The sequence below is a fragment of the Pseudomonas sp. MBLB4123 genome (genome assembly GCF_051904775.1).
Lineage (GTDB): Bacteria > Pseudomonadota > Gammaproteobacteria > Pseudomonadales > Pseudomonadaceae > Aquipseudomonas > Aquipseudomonas benzenivorans_B.
This window is the reverse complement of the sequence record NZ_CP196711.1, coordinates 3212510-3232164: the sequence shown is the minus strand read 5'-3', so window position 1 is coordinate 3232164 and position 19655 is coordinate 3212510. Positions and strand designations below refer to the sequence as shown.

Here is a 19655-nt window from a genome sequence, read left to right as displayed (position 1 = left end):
TAGATGTCCGTGAAAACCAAAGAGCAAAACCTCAAGTCCTGGTTCAAGAGCGGGGCCCCCTGGGTGTGGATGACCGCCGGCGGCGTCGCCATCGCGGTGATCATGACCCTCGGCCTGCTGGCGGTGATCGCCACCCGTGGCCTGGCGCACTTCTGGCCGGCCGACGTGATCGAATCGACCTACCAGGTGCCGGGCGAGAGTCCGCGCGTGCTGGCCGGTGAGCTGGTGCAGTCCGAAGAGGTGCCCCGCGCCCGTCTGAAGGCTGCAGGGCTGCCGGTGGACACCGAGGGCGGCGAGTTCATGACCCGTCAGCTGCTCAAGGTGGGCAACCGCGAGGTGTTCGGCGCCGACTTCAGCTGGGTGGTCGCCGAATGGCTGAGTGGGTCCCACACACCGGCCGAGCTGCTGGTGATGGAGCGCCGCGAGTGGGGCAACTTCTATGGCTACCTGGTCAACGTCAAGCAGGGCGGCCAGCTGGTCGCCGAGGGCGATGCCGCCTGGGGCGAGCTGCAGCAGCGTCTCGCCCGCATCGACGAGCTGCATGGGCAGATCACCCGGCTGGAGAAGAAGGACATCGGCCGCATCAACCACGGTCTGGAGGCGCTGCGCCTGAAGACCCGCCGCCTGGAGCTGGAGGACCGTCTCGACGCCGCCGCCCAGGCCGACCTGGATGCCGAGCGGGCCCAGTGGGACGCCGAATACAAGGTCCTGGAGGCGCAGCTGATCGAGCTCAACACCGCCTTCAACCGCGACAGCGTCACGGTCAAGACGGTCGACGGCCGCGAACTAGAGATCGGCCTGGGCAAGGTGGTGCGTGCCTTCCAGCCCAACGCCATGGGGACCCTGGACAAGCTCGGCTTCTATTTCGCCAAGGTGTGGGAGTTCGTCAGCGACGACCCGCGCGAGGCGAACACCGAGGGCGGCATCTTCCCGGCCATCTTCGGCACCGTGATGATGACCCTGATCATGGCGGTGATCGTCACCCCGGTCGGCGTGCTGGCGGCCATCTACCTGCGCGAGTATGCCAAGCAGGGGGCGCTGACCCGGATCATCCGCATCGCGGTGAACAACCTGGCCGGCGTACCGTCTATCGTCTACGGCGTGTTCGGCCTGGGCTTCTTCGTCTACGTGCTGGGCGGCTCGATCGACAGCCTGTTCTTCGCCGAGGCTGCGCCGGCGCCGACCTTCGGCACCCCGGGGCTGATGTGGGCCTCGCTGACCCTGGCGATCCTCGCCGTGCCGGTGGTCATCGTCGCCACCGAGGAGGGCCTGGCGCGCGTGCCGCGGGCCCTGCGCGAAGGCTCCCTGGCCCTCGGCGCGACCAAGGCCGAGACCCTGTGGAAGGTGGTGCTGCCGATGGCCAGCCCGGCGATGATGACCGGCCTGATCCTCGCCGTGGCCCGCGCCGCCGGCGAGGTGGCGCCGCTGATGCTGGTGGGCGTGGTCAAGCTGGCCCCGGCCCTGCCGCTGGACGGCAACTACCCCTACCTGCACCTGGACCAGAAGATCATGCACCTGGGCTTCCACATCTACGACGTAGGCTTCCAGAGCCCCAACGTCGAGGCCGCGCGGCCGCTGGTATACGCCACCGCGCTGCTGCTGGTGCTGGTGATCGCCCTGCTCAACCTCAGTGCGGTGTATATCCGCAACCACCTGCGCGAGAAGTACAAGGCGCTGGATCACTAAACCCGATTATCGCCGCCGCCCGCCCCGCCGCGGGCGCGGCCCACGAATTGTTAGCGTAGGGAGCCTCCCATGCAGCACCAAGCACACGGTATCGACATCTCCGCCCTGGGCCGCGACAAGCAGAGCCTCGACCTGAACCAAGAGGCCGTGGCCATCGAAGTGCCCGGTCTCAACCTGTTCTACGGCGACAAGCAGGCCCTGTTCGATGTGAAACTGAACATCCCGAAACAACGGGTTACCGCCTTTATCGGCCCGTCCGGTTGCGGCAAGTCGACCCTGCTGCGCACCTTCAACCGCATGAACGATCTGGTCGACGGTTGCCGCGTGGACGGCGAGATCAACCTCGACGGGCGCAACATCTACCGCAAGGGCGAGGACGTGGCCGAGCTGCGCCGCCGGGTCGGCATGGTGTTCCAGAAGCCCAACCCCTTTCCCAAGAGCATCTACGAGAACGTGGTCTACGGCCTGCGCATCCAGGGCGTGAACCAGAAGCGCGTGCTCGACGAGACCGTGGAGTGGGCGCTGAAGAGCGCGGCGCTGTGGGACGAGGTCAAGGACCGCCTGCACGACTCGGCCCTGGGCCTGTCCGGCGGCCAGCAGCAGCGCCTGGTGATCGCCCGTACCGTGGCGGTGCAGCCGGAAGTGCTGCTGCTCGACGAGCCCTGCTCGGCGCTGGACCCGATCTCCACCCTGAAGGTCGAAGAGCTGATCTACGAACTGAAATCCAAGTACACCATCGTCATCGTCACCCACAACATGCAGCAGGCCGCGCGGGTGTCGGACTACACGGCGTTCATGTACATGGGCAAGCTGATCGAGTACGGCGACACCGATACCCTGTTCACCAACCCGGCGAAGAAGCAGACGGAAGACTACATCACCGGCCGCTACGGCTGATGGCCATGTCAGAGTGCGCTGGACTGCGTCGGCGGAACTTGCCGTACTACCTGTACTGCCTGCGTTCCGCCTCCTTGCCCAGCACCCTCTGCCAAAGCCCATTTCACCTGTAAACGCATCCGGTTAAATCAAGGGGTCGCACATGATCAACAAAGACAGCCTTACCCATCACATCTCCCAGCAGTTCAACGCCGAACTGGAGGAGGTGCGCAGCCACTTCCTGGCCATGGGCGGCCTGGTCGAGAAGCAGGTCAACGACGCGGTCACCGCGCTGATCGAGGCCGACTCCGGCCTGGCCGAGCAGGTGCGCGAGGTCGACGACCAGATCAACCAGATGGAGCGCAACATCGACGAGGAGTGCGTGCGCATCCTCGCCCGTCGCCAGCCGGCGGCCTCCGACCTGCGGCTGATCATCAGCGTGTCCAAGTCGGTGATCGACCTGGAGCGCATCGGCGACGAGTCGACCAAGATCGCCAAGCGCGCCATCCTCCTGTGCGAGGAAGGCGAGTCGCCGCGCGGCTACGTGGAGATCCGCCATATCGGCGACCAGGTGCGCAAGATGGTGCAGCAGGCGCTGGACGCCTTCGCCCGCTTCGACGCCGAGCTGGCGTTGTCGGTGGCGCAGTTCGACAAGACCGTCGACCGCGAGTACAAGACCGCCCTGCGCGAGCTGGTCACCTACATGATGGAAGATCCGCGCTCGATCTCCCGGGTGCTCAACGTGATCTGGGCGCTGCGCTCGCTGGAGCGCATCGGCGACCACGCGCGCAACATCGCCGAACTGGTGATCTACCTGGTGCGCGGCACCGACGTGAAGCACATCGGCCTGACCCGCATGCAGGAAGAAGTGCAGGGCGGCGGCAAGGGCGATTGAGGCCGCCGCTGGCGGACCTGGGTCGCCGTTCGCCGCTTTAGGGTTAGCCAGCGGCAAGCCGCCGCGACTATGCTAGGGGCCATTCGAATTGGGAGTGGCCGATGAGTAAAGTCAACGTGCTGGTGGTGGACGATGCGACCTTTATCCGCGACTTGGTGAAGAAGGGGCTGCGCGATCACTTTCCGGGCGTGCAGATCCATGAAGCCGTCAACGGGCGCAAGGCCCAGCAACTGTTGGGCCGGGTCGCCATCGACCTGATCCTCTGCGACTGGGAAATGCCCGAGATGTCCGGGCTCGAGCTGCTCGGCTGGTGCCGCGAAGAGGAGGCCCTGAAGGCCATCCCCTTCATCATGGTCACCAGCCGCGGCGATAAGGACAACGTGGTCCAGGCGATCCAGGCCGGGGTCTCGGATTTCATCGGCAAGCCCTTCTCCAACGAGCAGCTGGTGACCAAGGTGAAGAAGGCCCTGAGTCGCGCCGGCAAGCTGCAGGCCCTCCAGGCCGGCTCGCCAAGGGCCCTGAGCAGCGGCTTCGGCAATGACTCGCTGGCCGCCCTGACCGGCGGCAAGGCCGAGGTGATCAAGCCTGCCGAGACCAACGAATCCCGGCCTGTTGCCAGTGCCCAGCCGGCGCCACCGAAGCCGGCGGCGAGGGCGGCGACCGCCGGCCGTGGCCAGGGCCAGTTGCGATTGCCGGGGGGCGGCATGGCCTGCGTGATCAAGGCGCTCAGCCTCAAGGAGGCGCTGCTGCTGGTCAAGCGCGGCGAGGTGCTGCCCCAGGTGCTGGAAAGCGCGGTGCTCGACCTGGAGCAGGGCGAGGGCGGCGAGGTGGCGCGCCTGAACGGTTATCTGCACGCCGTGGCCGCCTTCGAGCCGAAGGCCGACAGCGAATGGTTGCAACTGACCCTGCGCTTCGTCGACCGCGACCCGCAGAAGCTCGACTACCTGTCGCGGCTGATCGCCCGCGGCACCGTGCAGAAGCATTTCACCCCCGGCGCCTGAGCCGCGGGTCGTGGCGCCTCCGGCGCCGCGCGAGCTGGCTCACAACCTGGGCCGCGCCGTCTCGCGCAGCGTCCGCGGGGCTGCTAGTCTCCCTAGTCCGGATATCCAATAGCCATAAGATCCGAGTCGATATGCTAGGGCGTCTGATTCTTCTCTGCAGCCTGTGGGCCGCAGCCAGCCAGGCTGTGGCCCTGACCATCTACAAGTACACCGATGCCAATGGTGTGGTCACCTATTCCGACCAGGCCGCGCCCGGCGCCCAGGTGTTCGTGTTCCGCGACCGCATGGTCGAGCGCCTGGACAACCAGGTGAAGCTGGAAACCAAGAAGCACGCGGCCGGCGAGACCCTGCTGGTACGCAACGATCTCTATGCCCCGGTGCAGGTCGAGCTGAAGCTGGTGGAGGTCGACAACGCCGTCGGCGCCCCGGACGGGCCGATCGACTGGGTGCTGCCGCCGCGCAGCAGCATGCGCCTGGCCACCCTGGCGCCGCGCGATGCCGGCCGGCCGCTGCGCTACACGCCCAAGCTGCGCTATGCCTTGGGCGATCCGCGTCTGCTGCCGACCCGGCAGCGTTATCCCTTGCCCTGGCGCGGCGGGCCGTTTCGCCTGACCCAGGGCGCCAACGGCAAGTACAGCCACTTCACCCCCAAGGGCCGCTACGCCATGGACATCGCCATGCCCGAGGGCACGCCCATAGTCGCGGCCCGCGGCGGCGTGGTGGTGAAGACCGAGAACCAGCAGAGCGGGCGCGGCACCAACCCCTCCGGCAACTATGTGCGCATCCTCCACGACGACGGCACCATGGGCGTCTACCTGCACCTGATGAAGGGCTCGGTGCAGGTCCGCGAAGGCCGCCGGGTGGAGGCCGGCCAGCAGATCGCCCGCTCCGGCAACACCGGCAACAGCACCGGCCCGCACCTGCACTTCGTGGTGCAGCGCAACGTCGGCCTGGCCCTGGAGTCCATCCCCTTCAGCTTCTCCCAGCCGGTCGACAGCCTGCCCAATTTCGCCATCGGCGGCGAATGAAAAACCGCTGCCGGCGCGATCATGATCGCGCCGGCAGCGGGGCTTGATTTGACGTGATCCTCAGCGGAACGCCAGGTCGCGCAGGAACAGGGTGATGGGCGGGAACAGGATCAGCAGCACCGACATCAGCAGCAGGATGACGAAGAACGGCAGGCTGCCGCGCACCACGTCCACGTAGGGTCGGCGGAACACCGCGATGGCGGTGAAGATGTCGCAGCCGAAGGGCGGCGTCGCCGAGCCGATGGCCGCCTGCAGGGTGATGATGATGCCGACCAGCACCGGGTCGAGACCGGACAGGCGCACCGCCGGGGCGAAGATCGGCACCAGGATCAGCATGACCACGATCGGGTCGACGAACATGCAGCCGAGGAAGAAGGCGATCGAGATGATGATCAGCAGCTCGGTGGGCGAGGCGCTCAGGATGCCGATGCCGCTGAGGATCTGCTGCGGGATCTGGGCAAAGGAGATCACCCAGGAGAACGCCGCGCCGGCCGCCACCAGGATGAACACCACGGCGGTGATCAGGCCGGTGGACAGGGCGATGGACGGCAGCTCGCCGAATTTCACCCGGCGGAAGATCAGCATCTCCAGGATCAGCGCATAGAGCACCGACACCGCGGCCGCCTCGGTGGGGCTGAACACCCCGGAGTAGATGCCGCCGATGGTCAGCACCGGCAGCAGCAGCGGCAGGATGGCGCGGCGGCAGGTGACCAGGCGTTCCATCCAGCCGAATTTCTCGCCTCGGGGAATGCCGGTGAGCCGTGCATAGACGTAGCAGTAGCCGGCCAGCAGCAGCATCAGCAGCAGGCCCGGGCCGATGCCGGCGATGAACAGCTCGGCCACCGAGGTGCCGGAGACCACGCCGTAGATGATCATGCCGATGCTCGGCGGGATCAGCAGGGCGATGTCCGAGGCGTTGATGATCAGCGAGATGGCGAAGCTGTCCTTGTAGCCCTGCTGCAGCATCTTCGGCCGCATGATGCTGCCGACCCCCACCACCGTGGCCTGGGTCGAGCCGGACAGGGCGCCGAACAGGGCGCAGCTCAGCGCCGTGGTCACCGCCATGCCGCCGCGCACGTGGCCGACGAAGGCCATGGCCACGTCGAGCAGGCGGTTGGCGGTGGCGCCGCGGGTGATGATGTCGGCGGCGAGAATGAACATCGGCACCGCCACCAGGGCGGCCGGGCGGATGCCGGCGATCATCTGCTGGATGATGAACTCCGGGCCCATGGTGAAGAAGAACGTGAAGCCGGCGGCGGCGGCGGCCAGCAGTGTGGTCATCATCGGGAAGCCGGCCAGCAGCAGAACCAGCATGATGAGCAGCAGGGCGGTGGTCATATCCATGGCGGCAGCACTCAGGGTTGCGGCGGAAGAGGAGTGTCGACGTGGCGCGGCGGCGCCTCGCGCCGGCCGAGCAGGACCAGCAGCTGGGTGAACGCATGGCGCAGGAACTGCAGGCCGGTCATGCCCAGGCCCAGGGGGATCACCAGGTAGATGTAGTGCAGCGGCAGCTGCAGCGCCGAGGAGGCGCGGCCGACGCGGGCGGCCGACTCCACGTAGCCGATCGCCGCCCAGGTCAGCCAGAGGATGAGCCCGGCGGTGAGCAGGTTGATCAGCAACAGGCCGGCGGCGGCCGGCTTGCCGGTCAGCTGTTCGATGAAGGCGCTCATGCTGATGTGCCGGCTATGCCGGGCGGCATAGCTGCAGCCGACGAAGGTGACGAAGATGATGAGGAACTGGTTGAGCTCCTCGGAGAAGTAGAGGCTCTGGTTCAGCAGGTAGCGGCCGAACACGTTGCCGACCGAGTTCAACGCCATCAGCAGGATGGCGCTGGCGAGGATGAAGGCCTCGAGCTTCTCCAGCAGCCAATCCAACTTGCGCAACCAAGACATCGCCACCTCCGCTCCGTCGTCGAGTCGACGGACATTGTTCTTGTTGTGGAAGCCTGACCTTATCCGCGAGCAAAAATCATGTCAATTGATATTTGAATCAGTACATGTGTGCCGTATTGGTGCAAATGTAATGATTTTGCTCTGTTTCAGAACACGAAATGCATGGGCGGCGGCGCTTCGCCGAACAGCCCATTGAGCGTAGCCAGCCCCGCCTGCAGGCGCGTACGGCTCTGCTCGGCGCCCAGGCTGATGCGCACGTGCTGGTTGCTGCGGTCGGCGCTGGCCAGGAAGGGCTCGGCGGGAAAGATCATCACCCCTTCCTGGCGCGCGCGGCGGGCGAACTTCTCCGGTTGCCAGTGGGACGGCAGTTCGGCCCAGATGTGCATGCCGTTGGGATGGGCCCTGAAGCTGCAGTCGGCCAGCAGTTCGCGGGCGATCTGCTGGCGCGCCGCGAACTCCTGCTGCTGGAAGGCGACCATGCGCTCCAGGGTGCCGTCCTGCATCCACCAGCTGGCGATCTCGAACGGCATCAGGGTGGCCATCCAGGTGGTGCTGCGCAGGCGGCCGATGGCCTGCTGCACCAGGTGTGGCGGGGTGATCAGGTAGCCGGCGCGCATGCCCGGCAGGCTGATCTTGGTCAGGCTGGTGGCGTAGAAGCTGCGCTCCGGGATCAGCGCCGACAGCGGCGGGTGGCGGTCCGGCTGCAGGGCGCCGTAGACGTCGTCCTCGACCACCGTCAGGTCGTAACGCCGGGCCAGCTCGGCGATCGCCTGGCGGCGCTCCAGGCCCATGGTGTCGGTGGTCGGGTTGTTCATGGTCGGGGTGCAGAACAGCACCCGCGCGCCGCCCTGCTTGCAGGCCGCCTCCAGGGCTTCGGGCAGCAGGCCCTGGTCGTCGGTGGCGATTCCCTTGAGGTTGAAGTGCAGGGTCTGCGCCAGGGCCAGCAGCAGCATGCAGGTCTCCCGTTCGCACAGCACCGTGTCGCCGGGCTTGAGCACGGTGGCCATGGCGATGGTCAGGGCATGGGCGGCGCCGTTGCAGAACAGCATGTGGTCGGGGTTGGCCGGCATCTTCTGCTGCGCCAGCCAGGCGCAGACCACCTCGCGGTGCTGGGTCAGGCCCTGGGTCGGGTGGAAGGAGGTGATGAAGTCGTCGCGGCCTTCCCGGGCCAGGCGTTCCAGGCCCTCGCGGTAGAGCTTGACGTGGCGCTGGGTGCACACCGGGTGGGCGGTGGACAGGTCGATGCCGCGGTGCGGGTCCTCGTGCTCGTCGGTGGACAGGTAGTCCGACTCGTGGCTGACGTGGCGGCTGCGCACGAAGGTGCCGCTGCCGACTTGGGCGTAGATGGCGCCCTGCTTCTCCGCATGGGCATAGGCGTTGCTCACCGTCTGCACGCTGACGCCCAGGGTCTCGGCCAGCTCGCGGTGGGTCGGCAGCTTGCTGCCGGGCAGCAGCGCGCCGCTGTTGATCGCCTCGGTCAGGGCATTGCCGATGGCCAGGTACTTGGGTTGGCCGGAACGGATGAAGGGCTTCAGATCAATTGTCATAGAACAATAAATTCCTTGACGATAATTGTAATGATCATAATATGGCTCTCGAAGGCGATTGACCTGCATTTGTTGCGGTCACTTTAGCAGCTTTCAGTACAATTTCTCCAGGCGGACAGCCGTCCGCAATGTCGAGCGGCAAGCGGCCTGGAGGGCGGATGGATGGCGTGTCGCCTGAGTCCATGCGCCGCTGCGATGTCGTCCGCCGGGTGCCCGGCGGGCCGATTGGGACCTGAGCGCCGAGGCGTTCGTTATCGAGATGCTGTCATGAGTGAAATCGCGTTGAATTTCAGCCGTGCAGAGTACGCCCAGCGACTGGCCAAGGTGCGCGCCGCCATGGCCGAGCGGGGGATCGCCACGCTGATCGTCCACGACCCGTCGAACATGGCCTGGCTCACCGGCTATGACGGCTGGTCCTTCTATACGCCGCAATGCGTGGTGGTCGGCCAGGACGGCGAGCCGCTGTGGTACGGCCGCGGCATCGACGCCAACGGCGCGCGCCGCACCGTCTACCTGGCGGAGGAGAACATCTCCTCCTACAGCGACCGCTATGTGATGAACCCGCCGCACCATGCCCTCGACTACCTGTGCGAGCAGGTGCTGCCGGCCCGGGGCTGGACCGCCGGGGTGATCGGCGTGGAGATGGACAACTACTACTACAGCGCCACCTCGCACCAGGCACTGCTGCGTGGCCTGCCGAAGGCCCAGCTGGTGGACGCCACCGGCCTGGTTAACTGGTGCCGGGCGATCAAGTCGGCCCAGGAAGTCGAGTACATGCGCGTCGCCGCGCGCATCGTCGAGAACATGCACCGGGCCATCGTCGAGATGGTCGAGCCGGGCCTGCCGAAGAACCTGCTGGTCGGCGAGATCTACCGGGTCGCCTGCGCCGGCCACGACGGCAAGTTCGGCGACTACCCGGCCATCGTGCCCATGCTGCCGTCGGGCAAGGACGCCTCGGCGCCGCACCTGACCTGGGACGACCGGCCGTTCAAGCAGGGCGAAGGCACCTTCTTCGAGATCGCCGGCTGCCACAAGCGCTACCACTGCCCGCTGTCGCGCACCCTCTACCTGGGCGAGCCCTCGGCGGCGTTCCGCAAGGCCGAGGAGGCGATCAACGCCGGCCTGGAGGCCGGTCTGGCGGTGGCCAAGCCGGGCAACACCTGCGGCGACATCGCCCGCGAACTGAACAGCACCCTGCGCCGCTACGGCTACGACCGCGGCGACAACCGCTGCGGCTACCCGATCGGGCTGAGCTATCCGCCGGATTGGGGCGAGCGCACCATGAGCCTGCGCGAGAGCGACACCACGGTGTTGCAGCCGGGCATGACCTTCCACTTCATGCCGGGCCTGTGGCTGGACGACTGGGGGCTGGAAACCACCGAAAGCATCCTGATCACCGACAGCGGCGTGGAAACCCTCTGCGATTACCCCCGCCAACTGTTCGTGAAGGCCTGAGATGAGCGCAGCAGAAATGAATATTTCCCCCGAATCCGACCTGCAGGCGACCAGTCTCTCGACTATTGCCGAGGTCGGCGAAAGCACCATCAGCAGCACCGTCGACTTCGCGCGCGACGGCGTGCAGCACGGCTTCCTCAAGCTGCCGTATTCCCACGACCAGTCGGCCTGGGGCTGCATCATGATCCCCGTCAGCGTGGTGAAGAACGGCGCGGGCCCCACCGCGCTGCTCACCGGCGGCAACCACGGCGACGAGTACGAGGGCATCACCGCGCTGCTCAAGCTGGCCGGCGAGCTGCGGGCCGAGGACGTCCAGGGCCGGGTGATCATAGTGCCGGCGATGAACTACCCGGCGGTGCAGAACGGCAGCCGCACCTCGCCGATCGACAAGGGCAACATGAACCGCTCGTTCCCCGGCAACCCCCACGGGGCCATGACCGAGCGCATCGCCGACTACTTCCAGCGCTACCTGATCCCGCTGTGCGACTACGCTCTGGATATCCACAGCGGTGGCAAGACCCTGGACATCCTGCCCTTCGCCGCGGCCCACCGGCTGCCCGACCCCGAGCAGGAAGCCAAGTGCATCGAGGGCGCCCGGCTGTTCGGCACCGCCGCCAGCATGATCCTCTTCGAGCTGGATGCGGCCTCGCTGTACGACACCGCGGTGGAAGCCCAGGGCAAGGTGTTCGTCACCACCGAACTGCGCGGCGGCGGCACCAGCACGCCGCAGACCATGGCCCTGGCCGATCGCGGCGTGCGCAACTTCCTCAAGTTCGCCGGGATCATCGAGGGCGAGCCGGAGCCGGCGGACGAGCCGCCGCTGCAGCTGGATATGCCCGATGCCAGCTGCTACGTGCAGAGCCTGCACCGCGGCATTCTCGAGCTGGCCCTGAGCCTGGGCGACCGGGTGCGGCGCGGCGACCTGGTGGCGCGGGTGCATGCCTTCGAGCGCACCGGCACGCCGGCGGTGGAATACCGCGCCGAGCGCGACGGGATGCTGGTGGCGCGGCGCTTCCCGGCGCTGGTGGACATAGGCGACACCCTGGCGGTGATCGCCGACGTAGTCGGAGGCTGAAGACAGGCAGGCTCAGTCGCATTTTCCTGAATATAAAAACAAGCGGAGACCTCAGCATGAGCAAGTTCAGCACAGTGAAGAAGGCGGCCCTGGCCGCGGCAATGGGCCTGGCCCTGGCGGGGCAGGCGAGCCTGGCAGCGGCGGCCGAGGAGTGGAAGTTCGCCCTGGAGGAGATCAGCGGCAGCGTGCAGGACGCCTACGCGCAGAAGTTCAAGCAGCTGGTGGAAGAGAAGAGCGGCGGCGACATCACCGTCACCGTCTACCCCTATGGCGCCCTGGGCGAGTCGGAAGACCTCACCGAGCTGGTGGCCAACGGCGTGCTGCAGTTCACCCATGGCTCCACCGGCATCCTCGGCTCCACCGCGCCGTCGATGCAGGTGTTCTCCATGCCCTACCTGCTGTCGCAGAACAACAAGGTCAACCTCGAGCTGCTGACCGGCAGCCCGACCATCTACGGGCCCATGGCCGACAAGCTGAAGACCCGCAACCTGCGCCTGCTCAGCATGTACCCGGAAGGCGAGATGGTCTGGACCACCAACAAGGTGGTGCGCAAGCCGGCCGACTTCGACAACGTGAAGATGCGCGTGATGGCCTCGCCGATGCTGGTGGAGACCTACAAGTCGTTCGGCGCGGTGCCCACCCCGCTGCCCTATTCCGAGGTGTACGGCGCCCTGCAGCTGAAGATGATCGACGGTCAGGAGAACCCGATCTTCGCCATCGAGGAGATGAAGTTCTACGAGGTCACCGACGTGCTGACCTGGTCCGGCCATCAGCAGTTCACCGTCGCCGTGCTGTCCAGCGAGTCCTGGTACCAGGGCCTGCCGGCCGAGCAGCGCAAGATCATCGACGAGACCATTGACGAGCTGGCGCCCTACATCTTCGAGACTCAGGCCACCTATAACCAGGAGCGTCTGGAGAAGATCCAGCAGGCCAAGCCGGGCATCCAGGTGGTGCACCTGAACGAGCAGGAGCAGGCCGCCTTCCGCAAGGCCAGCGAGCCGCTGCGCGACAAGCTGGTGGAGCTGGCCGGTCCGGAAGCCGGCACCGCCCTCGAGGCGCTGGAGGCGGAGATCGCCGAGCTGGAACAGAAATACTAAGCGGCGAGTGTCATGCGTGAGCCGGCGGGGTTGCTCCGCCGGCTTTGTCACATCTGGTGCGCGGGCCCGTCCCGCGCCGGAGCGGTTCTATGCGTCTGGACAGTTACGACCTGAAGATTCTGCGCATCCTCCAGCATAACGGGCGCATCACCAAATCCAGCCTGGCCGAGGCCATCAACCTGTCGGTCAGCCCGTGCTGGGAGCGGGTCAAGCGCCTGGAGGAGGCCGGCATCATCCGCGGCTACGGCGCCCAGCTGAACACCGAGGTGCTGCTCAAGCGTGCCGCGGTGCTGATCGAGATCACCCTCAAGCAGCACAACCGCGAGGCCTTCGCGCGTTTCGAGAAGGCCATGCTGGACTGCCCGCAGGTGACCGAGTGCTACGCCACCGGCGGCGGCGTCGACTACATCGTCAAGGTCATGGCCGAGGACATCGACCAGTACCAGCGCCTGGTCGACCGCTGGCTGATGGCCGACCTGGGCATCGAGCGCTACTTCACCTACATCGTCACCAAGACCATCAAACAGGTCGAGCCGCCGCTGGAGCTGGGCTCCGGCGACGCCGACTAGGGGCGGCAAGGCGGGCCGGATAGCGGCCCGCTGCGCTTAGCGACTGGCGTCGATGCCCTTCAGGGCCGGGCGGTGGCGCGCCATGAGCAGCACCAGGGTCACCGCGTAGAGGCCGATCACCACCAGGCCCACCCACTGGATCTCGAACGGGGTGAACTTGAACAGCAGCACCAGGCTCGTCAGCAGGACGACGTTCAGGGCGATGAAGCGCCCATGGCCGAGTTTCGCCACGGTGATGCCGAGGTTGTCGGTGTACAGGCGCACCAGGGAGTCGACCGAGTTGATCACGAAGATCACCCCGACGCCGAGCATGGCCAGCTTCCAGAACTGACTGACCTCGAGGCCCAGGTCGAAGTAGCCGTACAGCACGGCAAACCAGATCGCCAGGGGAATCGACGGAATCACCAGCAACGCCAACAGCAGCTGCCAGGTGCGCAGGCCGCCGACGAAGCGCGAAACGAACTGGCCGATCATCACGCTCCAGGCGAACCACCAGAACAGGTAGAAGGCGTGGTAATCCCCCAGCGGCAGGATGAAGCCGGGCAACTCGGCGAAGTAGCCGCTGCCGATCTTCCCGGCCGCCTCGGCGAAGTAGCCCGCGCCGAGGTCGCCCGCCCACCACATGCCGAGGATCAGGGCGAAGAACAGCCAGGTCGAGCCGACGCTGAGGATCTTCAGGTAGCGGATGTCGGTGCTGGAATAGACCGCCGCCAGAATGATGCCCACCACCACCAGATAGGCCAGGCCGTCGCCCAGCTCAGGCGCGTACCAGGCGATGTTGACCAGGAACAGGTAGGCGGTGAAGGCGCAGGTGGAGATGATCACCAGGTTGTTGATCAGCTTCACCGGGCGCAGCTCGAACAGCTTGACCCGCGGTTCGACCACGCAGAAGTAGAAGGTGGTGATGAAATAGAAGGCCCAGATCAGGAAGCCCCAGAAGCCGAACTCCACCGCCAGGGGGTTGGAGAACTGGTACTGGGCTTCCTCGGCGTAGGTCGGGAACTCGGTCAGCGGGAAGATGATCAGGCCCATGTCCAGGCCGGAGGTGAAGAGGATCGCCAGGAAGGTGAACAGGCCCACCGGCTCCGGGCCGCTGCAGCGCAGGTTGCCCCAGCGCAGCAGGACCAGCAGGGTGGCGGCGAGCAGGGCGATGATCGCCCCCGATAGAATCAGGTTCATAGAGTCCCCGTCCGTCCTGAGCGAGCGCTGCGTGCGGCCTGCACCCGGCTCGACGGTCATGTTCTTGTTGGAGTGATACGGCGCAGGCGGCCCTGTCGGCGGGGCCGCTGCCGGCACCATCCTGGCCGGTCGAATCGGCTGTCGCATGCCCGAGGGCGTCGCCGGGCGTCGCGATCCCGGCCGGCCCCGGGCGGCCAGGCCGCGTGTCGGCCATTTCGTCCGCCGAATCGGCCAGCGCCGCAGCCGCGCGGCGTCGCCGAAAAAAACCGTGCAGAAGGCCGCGCAAAGAAAAAAAACCGGGCGCGCGGCCCCGGCTAAGAGAAAAAACCGCGCGCCCATCCCCCCTAGAGTGGAAGCCGTAAACACGCACCACGCCCTGCAGCATGCACTCGCTGCACCAGGGCCCGCAGAGGGGACGCCGTCCATGCACACACTGAAAGATCCACGCCTGGTTCGCCAGCTGGCCTACGTCAACGGCAAATGGGTCGCCGGCAACGACGGCCGCGACGAGGCGGTCATCGATCCGGCCAGCGAAGAAACCATCGGCCGCTGCACCCTGCTCGACCAGGGCCAGGTCGCCGCCGCCATCGATGCCGCCGACGCCGCCTTTCCGGCCTGGCGCGCCCGCTCGGTGGACGAGCGCGGCGCCATCCTCGGCAAGTGGCACGACCTGCTGCTGGAGCACAAGGAAGACCTCGCCCGGCTGATGACCCTCGAGCAGGGCAAGCCGCTCGATGAGGCCCGGGGCGAGATCGACTACGCCGCCTCCTTTATCCGCTGGTTCGCCGAGGAGGCGCGCCGCGCCTACGGCGAGACCATCCCCAGCCACATCCGCAACGCCCAGCTGGGCAGCCTGCGCGAGCCGATCGGCGTCGCCGCGCTGATCACCCCGTGGAACTTCCCCTGCGCGATGATCACCCGCAAGGCCGCCGCGGCCCTGGCCGTGGGCTGCACCGTGCTGGTCAAGCCGGCCGGCGAGACGCCGTTCTCCGCCCTGGCCCTGGCCGAGCTGGCCGAGCGCGCCGGCTTCCCCGCCGGGGTGTTCAACGTCGTCACCGGCGAGGCGGAAATGGTTTCCCAGGTGCTCTGCGCCAGCGACAAGGTCAAGGCGCTGTCCTTCACCGGCTCGACCCGGGTCGGCCGCCTGCTGCTGCAGCAGGCCGCGGCCACGGTGAAGAAGTGCTCGATGGAGCTGGGCGGCAACGCGCCCTTCATCGTGCTGCCGGACATGGACGTGGAACAGGCCGCCCAGGCGGCCATCGACGCCAAGTTCCAGACCACCGGCCAGGACTGCCTGGCGGCCAACCGCATCTTCGTGCATCGCTCGCTGTACGAGCCCTTCCTGGCCGCCTTCGCCCGGCGCATGGGCGAACTGACCGTGGGCAACGGCCTGATCCGCGGGGTCAACCAGGGCCCGCTGATCAACGCCAAGGCGGTGGCCAAGGCCCAGGAGCTGGTGGACGACGCCGTGGTCAAGGGCGCCCGCCTGCTGGTCGGCGACCAGGAGCAGGCCCCGGGGCGCAACTACTTCATGCCGACCCTGCTGGCCGACGTGACCGCGGACATGCGCGTCTACCGCGAGGAGAACTTCGCCCCGGTGGCCGGCGTGCTGGCCTGGGACGACCTGGAGCAGCTGATCGCCCAGGCCAACGACACCGAGTACGGCCTGGCCGCCTATGTCTATGGTTACGACATGCGCCCGGTGTGGCGCCTGTTGCGCGGCCTGGAGTTCGGCATGGTCAGCGTCAACTCGGTGAAGATGACCGGCCCGCCCGTGCCGTTCGGCGGCGTCAAGCAGTCCGGCCTCGGCCGCGAGGGCTCGCGCCACGGCCTCGATGAATACAGCCAGATCAAGTACTACTGCCTGGGCAACCTGCCCAGCGCCAGCGGAAGTTAATCGCGCTCAGCCGCCTGAACGCCACCCGAAACCGAATCGAACGAGGGCAATGCCATGACCATCGACACCCAGAAGATCATCGAGATCGACCGCCAGAACGTCTTCCACGCCTCCACCCACCTCAAGCAGCACGCCCACGGCGAGAGCCCGGCGCGCATCGTCACCGGCGCCCAGGGCATCCGCATCCAGGATTCCCTGGGCAACGAGTTCATCGACGGCTTCGCCGGCCTGTACTGCGTGAACATCGGCTACGGCCGCAGCGAGATGGCCGAGGCGATCTACGCGCAGGCCAAGCAGCTGGCCTACTACCACACCTATGTCGGCCACACCACCGAGGGCATGGCCAGCCTGTCCGAGCGCATCGTCAGGCTCGCCGGCCAGGGCATGAGCAAGGTCTACTACGGCATGTCCGGTTCGGACGCCAACGAGACCCAGCTCAAGCTGGTCTGGTACTACAACAACATCCTCGGCCGTAAGGAGAAGAAGAAGGTCATCTCCCGCGACCGCGGCTATCACGGCTCGAGCATCGCCTCCGGCTCCATGACCGGCCTGCCGGTGTTCCACGCCCACTTCGACCTGCCGCTGGAGCGCATCAAGCACACCGTGGCGCCGGTCTACTACCGTCGCCCCGACGACGGCATGAGCGAGCTGGAGTTCTCCCGCTACTGCGCGCAGAGGCTCGAGGAGATGATCCTCGCCGAAGGCCCGGACACGGTCGCGGCGATGATCGGCGAGCCGGTGCTCGGCACCGGCGGCATCGTGCCGCCGCCGCAGGGCTACTGGGCGGAGATCCGCAAGGTGCTGGACAAGTACGACATCCTCTTGATCGCCGACGAGGTGGTCTGCGGTTTCGGCCGCCTGGGCGTGGACTTCGGCTCGCAGTACTACGAGATGAAGCCGGACCTGATCACCGTGGCCAAGGGCCTGACCTCGGCCTACCAGCCGCTGTCCGGGGTCATAGTCGGCGAGCGCGTGTGGCAGGTGCTGGAGCAGGGCACCGACAGCTATGGCGCCATCGGCCACGGCTACACCTACTCCGGCCACCCCATGGGCATCGCCTCGGCCATCGCCAACCTGGACATCATCGAGCGCGAGAACCTCACCGGTAACGCCCGCGACACCGGCGCCTACCTGCAGCAGCGCATGCAGGAGACCTTCGGCCAGCACCCGCTGGTCGGCGAGGCGCGCGGCATCGGCCTGCTGGCGGCCCTGGAGTTCTCCGCCGACCGCAGCAAGCGCCAGCACTTCGACCCCAACCTCAAGGTCGGCGCGCAGATTTCCGCGGCCTGCCTGGAAGAGGGCCTGATCGCCCGGGCCATGCCCCACGGCGACATCCTCGGCTTCGCCCCGCCGCTGGTGGTCACCCGTGGCGAGGTCGACGACATAGTCGGCCGCGCCGAGCGGGCGGTGAACAAGGTCACCGACAAGCTGATCAGCAGCGGCGCCTGGCAGGCCAAGTAACTCGCCAGGTCAACGCGGGGGGCATCGAGACGGTGGCCCCCGCTTGCGTTCACAGGTTGGACTCTGCACATGAACCAACAACTGACCCTGCAAGACATCTACCGGGCCCGCCAGCGCATCGCCGGCCTGGCCCTGCGCACCCCGCTGGTGCGTTCCGAATCGCTGTCGCGGCGCTGGGACTGCGAGGCCTGGCTCAAGCTCGACTGCCTGCAGCCCACCGGCGCCTTCAAGCTGCGCGGCGCGGTCAACGCCCTGCTCGGCCTGGATGCGGCGCAGCGCCGGCGCGGCGTGGTGACCATGTCCACCGGCAACTTCGGCCGCGCCCTGGCCTATGCCGGCCAGCACCTGGGCATTCCGGTCAGGGTGTGCATCTCGCGCCTGGTGCCGGCCAACAAGGTCGAGGCCCTGCGTCAGAGCGGCGCCGAGCTGGTGATCCACGGCCAGGCTCAGGACGAGGCCGACGTCGAGGCGCGGCGTCTGCGCGACGAGCAGGGCCTGGCCTATGTCTCGCCGTTCGACGATCCGCTGGTGATCGCCGGCCAGGGCACCTGCGGCCTGGAGATCATGGAGGAGCAGCCGGACATCGACATGCTGTTCGCCGGCCTGTCCGGCGGCGGCCTGATCGCCGGCCTGGGCCTGGCGGTCAAGAGCATCAACCCCCAAGCCGAGGTCATAGGCGTGAGCATGAACCAGGGCGCGGCGATGCTCGAGAGCCTGGCCGCCGGCCACCCGCTGCAGGTGCCCGAGGTGGCGTCGCTGGCCGACAGCCTGGGTGGCGGCATCGGCCTGGACAACGCCTGGAGCTTCGCCATGACCCAGCGCTATATGGACCGCGGCTACAAGGTCGACGAGGCGCAGATCGCCCGCGCCATGCTGCATTTCCTGCGCGAGGAGAAACTCCTGGTCGAGGGCGCCGCCGCGGTCGGCGTGGCCGCCGTCGAGCAGCACCAACTGGACCTGAGCGGGCGCCGCGTGGCGTTCGTGGTCAGCGGCCAGAACCTGTCCACCGCCACCTTTGCCGAGGCCTGCCGCCTGGCCGGAGAGCGTCCCTATGAAAATCTATAACCGCCAGCAGATCGCCGAGCGGGTCACGCTCGACCCGGCCGCCCTGGAGGCCGTCGAGGCCGGTTTCGCCGCCCTCGGCCGCGACGAGGTGGCGATGCCGCCGATCCTCAGCATGAACATCGCCGAGAGCAACGGCGAGGTCGACGTGAAGACCGCGCACATCCGCGGCTGGCCGCGTTTCGCGGTGAAGATCAGTCCCGGCTTCTTCGACAACCCCAAGCTCGGCCTGCCCAGCCTCAACGGCCTGATGCTGCTGTTTTCGGCCAAGACCGGGCTGGTCGAGGCGGTGCTGTTCGACGAGGGCTACCTGACCGACATCCGCACCGCCCTGGCCGGCGCCATCGCCGCCAAGCACCTGGCCCGCGAGGACGCCCGGCGCGTCGCGGTGATCGGCGCCGGCCTGCAGGCCGAGCTGCAGGTCGCGGCGCTGCGCCTGGTGCGCGACATCCGCCAGGTGCATGTGCACGCCCGCGACCTCGACAAGGCCGAGGCCTATGCCGTGCGCATGCGCGCGCAGTACGGCCTGGACGTCAGGGTGCACGCCAGCGCCGCGGCCGCCTGCGCCGAGGCCGACATCGTGGTCACCACCACCCCGGCGCGCGAGCCGGTGCTGCGCTGGAGCGACCTGCCCAGGGGCGTGCACGTCACCGCCATGGGCTCGGACAACCCGCACAAGAACGAGCTGGAGCCGAGCATCCTGGCCAACGCCGAGGTGCTGGTGGTCGACCGCCTCAGCCAGTCCCGCGCCCTCGGCGAGCTGCACCACGCCCCGGCCCTGGAACGCGAGGTGTTCGAGCTGGGCAGCCTGATCGCCGCGGGGCGCAAGGTCCGCAGCGGCGCCGAGCAGATCACGGTGTGCGACCTGACCGGCACCGGGGTGCAGGACACCGCCATCGCCAACTACGCCGCGCGCCTGCTCGAGGAGGCCTGAG

Annotated in this window: 17 protein-coding genes; 13 read left to right on the top strand and 4 right to left on the bottom strand. The window is 67.3% G+C overall.

Annotation, left to right across the window (positions count from 1 at the left end; translation table 11 throughout):
• The first annotated feature begins 3 nt into the window (after nucleotides 1-3).
• The 5 genes from pstA to ACSX1C_RS14935 all read left to right on the top strand — a co-directional run bounded on the left by pstA (nucleotide 4) and on the right by ACSX1C_RS14935 (nucleotide 5486).
• Nucleotides 4-1686, top strand: coding sequence for a phosphate ABC transporter permease PstA (pstA, locus tag ACSX1C_RS14955; RefSeq protein WP_439886784.1), 1683 nt, complete (start codon nucleotides 4-6; stop codon nucleotides 1684-1686).
• A gap of 69 nt (nucleotides 1687-1755) precedes the next feature.
• Entirely contained in the window at nucleotides 1756-2583 is an 828-nt protein-coding gene (gene pstB / locus ACSX1C_RS14950; RefSeq protein ID WP_439886783.1) for a phosphate ABC transporter ATP-binding protein PstB, read from the top strand.
• 142 nt (nucleotides 2584-2725) lie between these two features.
• Nucleotides 2726-3457 (top strand): phosphate signaling complex protein PhoU, encoded by a 732-nt coding sequence (gene phoU, locus ACSX1C_RS14945; RefSeq protein WP_318644469.1) that lies wholly within the window; start codon nucleotides 2726-2728, stop codon nucleotides 3455-3457.
• A gap of 101 nt (nucleotides 3458-3558) precedes the next feature.
• Nucleotides 3559-4458, top strand: a complete 900-nt coding sequence (locus tag ACSX1C_RS14940; RefSeq protein WP_439886782.1) for a response regulator — start codon at nucleotides 3559-3561, stop codon at nucleotides 4456-4458.
• 131 nt (nucleotides 4459-4589) lie between these two features.
• Complete coding sequence (locus ACSX1C_RS14935) at nucleotides 4590-5486, top strand: peptidoglycan DD-metalloendopeptidase family protein (protein ID WP_439886781.1); 897 nt, start codon at nucleotides 4590-4592, stop codon at nucleotides 5484-5486.
• A gap of 60 nt (nucleotides 5487-5546) precedes the next feature.
• On the opposite strand, the gene ACSX1C_RS14930 is transcribed toward ACSX1C_RS14935, so the two are convergent.
• The 3 genes from ACSX1C_RS14930 to ACSX1C_RS14920 all read right to left on the bottom strand — a co-directional run bounded on the left by ACSX1C_RS14930 (nucleotide 5547) and on the right by ACSX1C_RS14920 (nucleotide 8925).
• Nucleotides 5547-6824 carry a TRAP transporter large permease gene (locus ACSX1C_RS14930; RefSeq protein WP_439889426.1) on the bottom strand — a complete coding sequence of 426 codons (1278 nt, stop codon included), beginning with the start codon at nucleotides 6822-6824 and terminating at the stop codon, nucleotides 5547-5549.
• Between the two features lie 17 nt (nucleotides 6825-6841).
• Nucleotides 6842-7378: a TRAP transporter small permease gene (locus ACSX1C_RS14925; protein ID WP_439886780.1), complete on the bottom strand. Its 537-nt coding sequence runs from the start codon at nucleotides 7376-7378 to the stop codon at nucleotides 6842-6844.
• 146 nt (nucleotides 7379-7524) lie between these two features.
• Complete coding sequence (locus tag ACSX1C_RS14920; protein WP_439886779.1) at nucleotides 7525-8925, bottom strand: PLP-dependent aminotransferase family protein; 1401 nt, start codon at nucleotides 8923-8925, stop codon at nucleotides 7525-7527.
• Between the two features lie 267 nt (nucleotides 8926-9192).
• Between ACSX1C_RS14920 and doeA the strand changes: the two genes are divergently transcribed.
• From doeA to ACSX1C_RS14900, 4 genes are all read left to right on the top strand, one after another.
• Nucleotides 9193-10380, top strand: a complete 1188-nt coding sequence (doeA, locus tag ACSX1C_RS14915) for an ectoine hydrolase DoeA (RefSeq protein ID WP_439886778.1) — start codon at nucleotides 9193-9195, stop codon at nucleotides 10378-10380.
• A 64-nt stretch (nucleotides 10381-10444) separates the two neighbouring features.
• Nucleotides 10445-11455 (top strand): N(2)-acetyl-L-2,4-diaminobutanoate deacetylase DoeB, encoded by a 1011-nt coding sequence (doeB, locus tag ACSX1C_RS14910; protein ID WP_439889425.1) that lies wholly within the window; start codon nucleotides 10445-10447, stop codon nucleotides 11453-11455.
• Between the two features lie 56 nt (nucleotides 11456-11511).
• On the top strand, nucleotides 11512-12552 hold the full coding sequence (locus ACSX1C_RS14905) for a TRAP transporter substrate-binding protein (RefSeq protein WP_439886777.1): 1041 nt from the start codon (nucleotides 11512-11514) through the stop codon (nucleotides 12550-12552).
• Nucleotides 12553-12641: 89 nt separating this feature from the next.
• A complete protein-coding gene (locus ACSX1C_RS14900) occupies nucleotides 12642-13121 on the top strand; it encodes an Lrp/AsnC family transcriptional regulator (protein ID WP_439886776.1) in 480 nt (159 codons plus the stop codon).
• Nucleotides 13122-13157: 36 nt separating this feature from the next.
• Here ACSX1C_RS14900 and ACSX1C_RS14895 read toward each other — a convergent pair whose 3' ends face one another.
• Nucleotides 13158-14300, bottom strand: coding sequence for a BCCT family transporter (locus ACSX1C_RS14895; RefSeq protein ID WP_439886775.1), 1143 nt, complete (start codon nucleotides 14298-14300; stop codon nucleotides 13158-13160).
• 424 nt (nucleotides 14301-14724) lie between these two features.
• On the opposite strand from ACSX1C_RS14895, the gene ACSX1C_RS14890 reads away from it, so the two are divergent.
• The 4 genes from ACSX1C_RS14890 (at nucleotide 14725) to ACSX1C_RS14875 (ending at nucleotide 19654) form a co-directional block, all read left to right on the top strand.
• Nucleotides 14725-16197 carry an NAD-dependent succinate-semialdehyde dehydrogenase gene (locus tag ACSX1C_RS14890; RefSeq protein ID WP_439886774.1) on the top strand — a complete coding sequence of 491 codons (1473 nt, stop codon included), beginning with the start codon at nucleotides 14725-14727 and terminating at the stop codon, nucleotides 16195-16197.
• 54 nt (nucleotides 16198-16251) lie between these two features.
• Nucleotides 16252-17658 carry an aspartate aminotransferase family protein gene (locus ACSX1C_RS14885; protein WP_439886773.1) on the top strand — a complete coding sequence of 469 codons (1407 nt, stop codon included), beginning with the start codon at nucleotides 16252-16254 and terminating at the stop codon, nucleotides 17656-17658.
• 69 nt (nucleotides 17659-17727) lie between these two features.
• Nucleotides 17728-18723 carry a hydroxyectoine utilization dehydratase EutB gene (gene eutB / locus ACSX1C_RS14880; protein WP_439886772.1) on the top strand — a complete coding sequence of 332 codons (996 nt, stop codon included), beginning with the start codon at nucleotides 17728-17730 and terminating at the stop codon, nucleotides 18721-18723.
• Nucleotides 18710-19654, top strand: a complete 945-nt coding sequence (locus ACSX1C_RS14875) for a cyclodeaminase (protein WP_439886771.1) — start codon at nucleotides 18710-18712, stop codon at nucleotides 19652-19654. The genes eutB and ACSX1C_RS14875 overlap by 14 nt, the downstream gene beginning before the upstream one ends.
• The last annotated feature ends 1 nt before the right edge of the window (nucleotide 19655 follow it).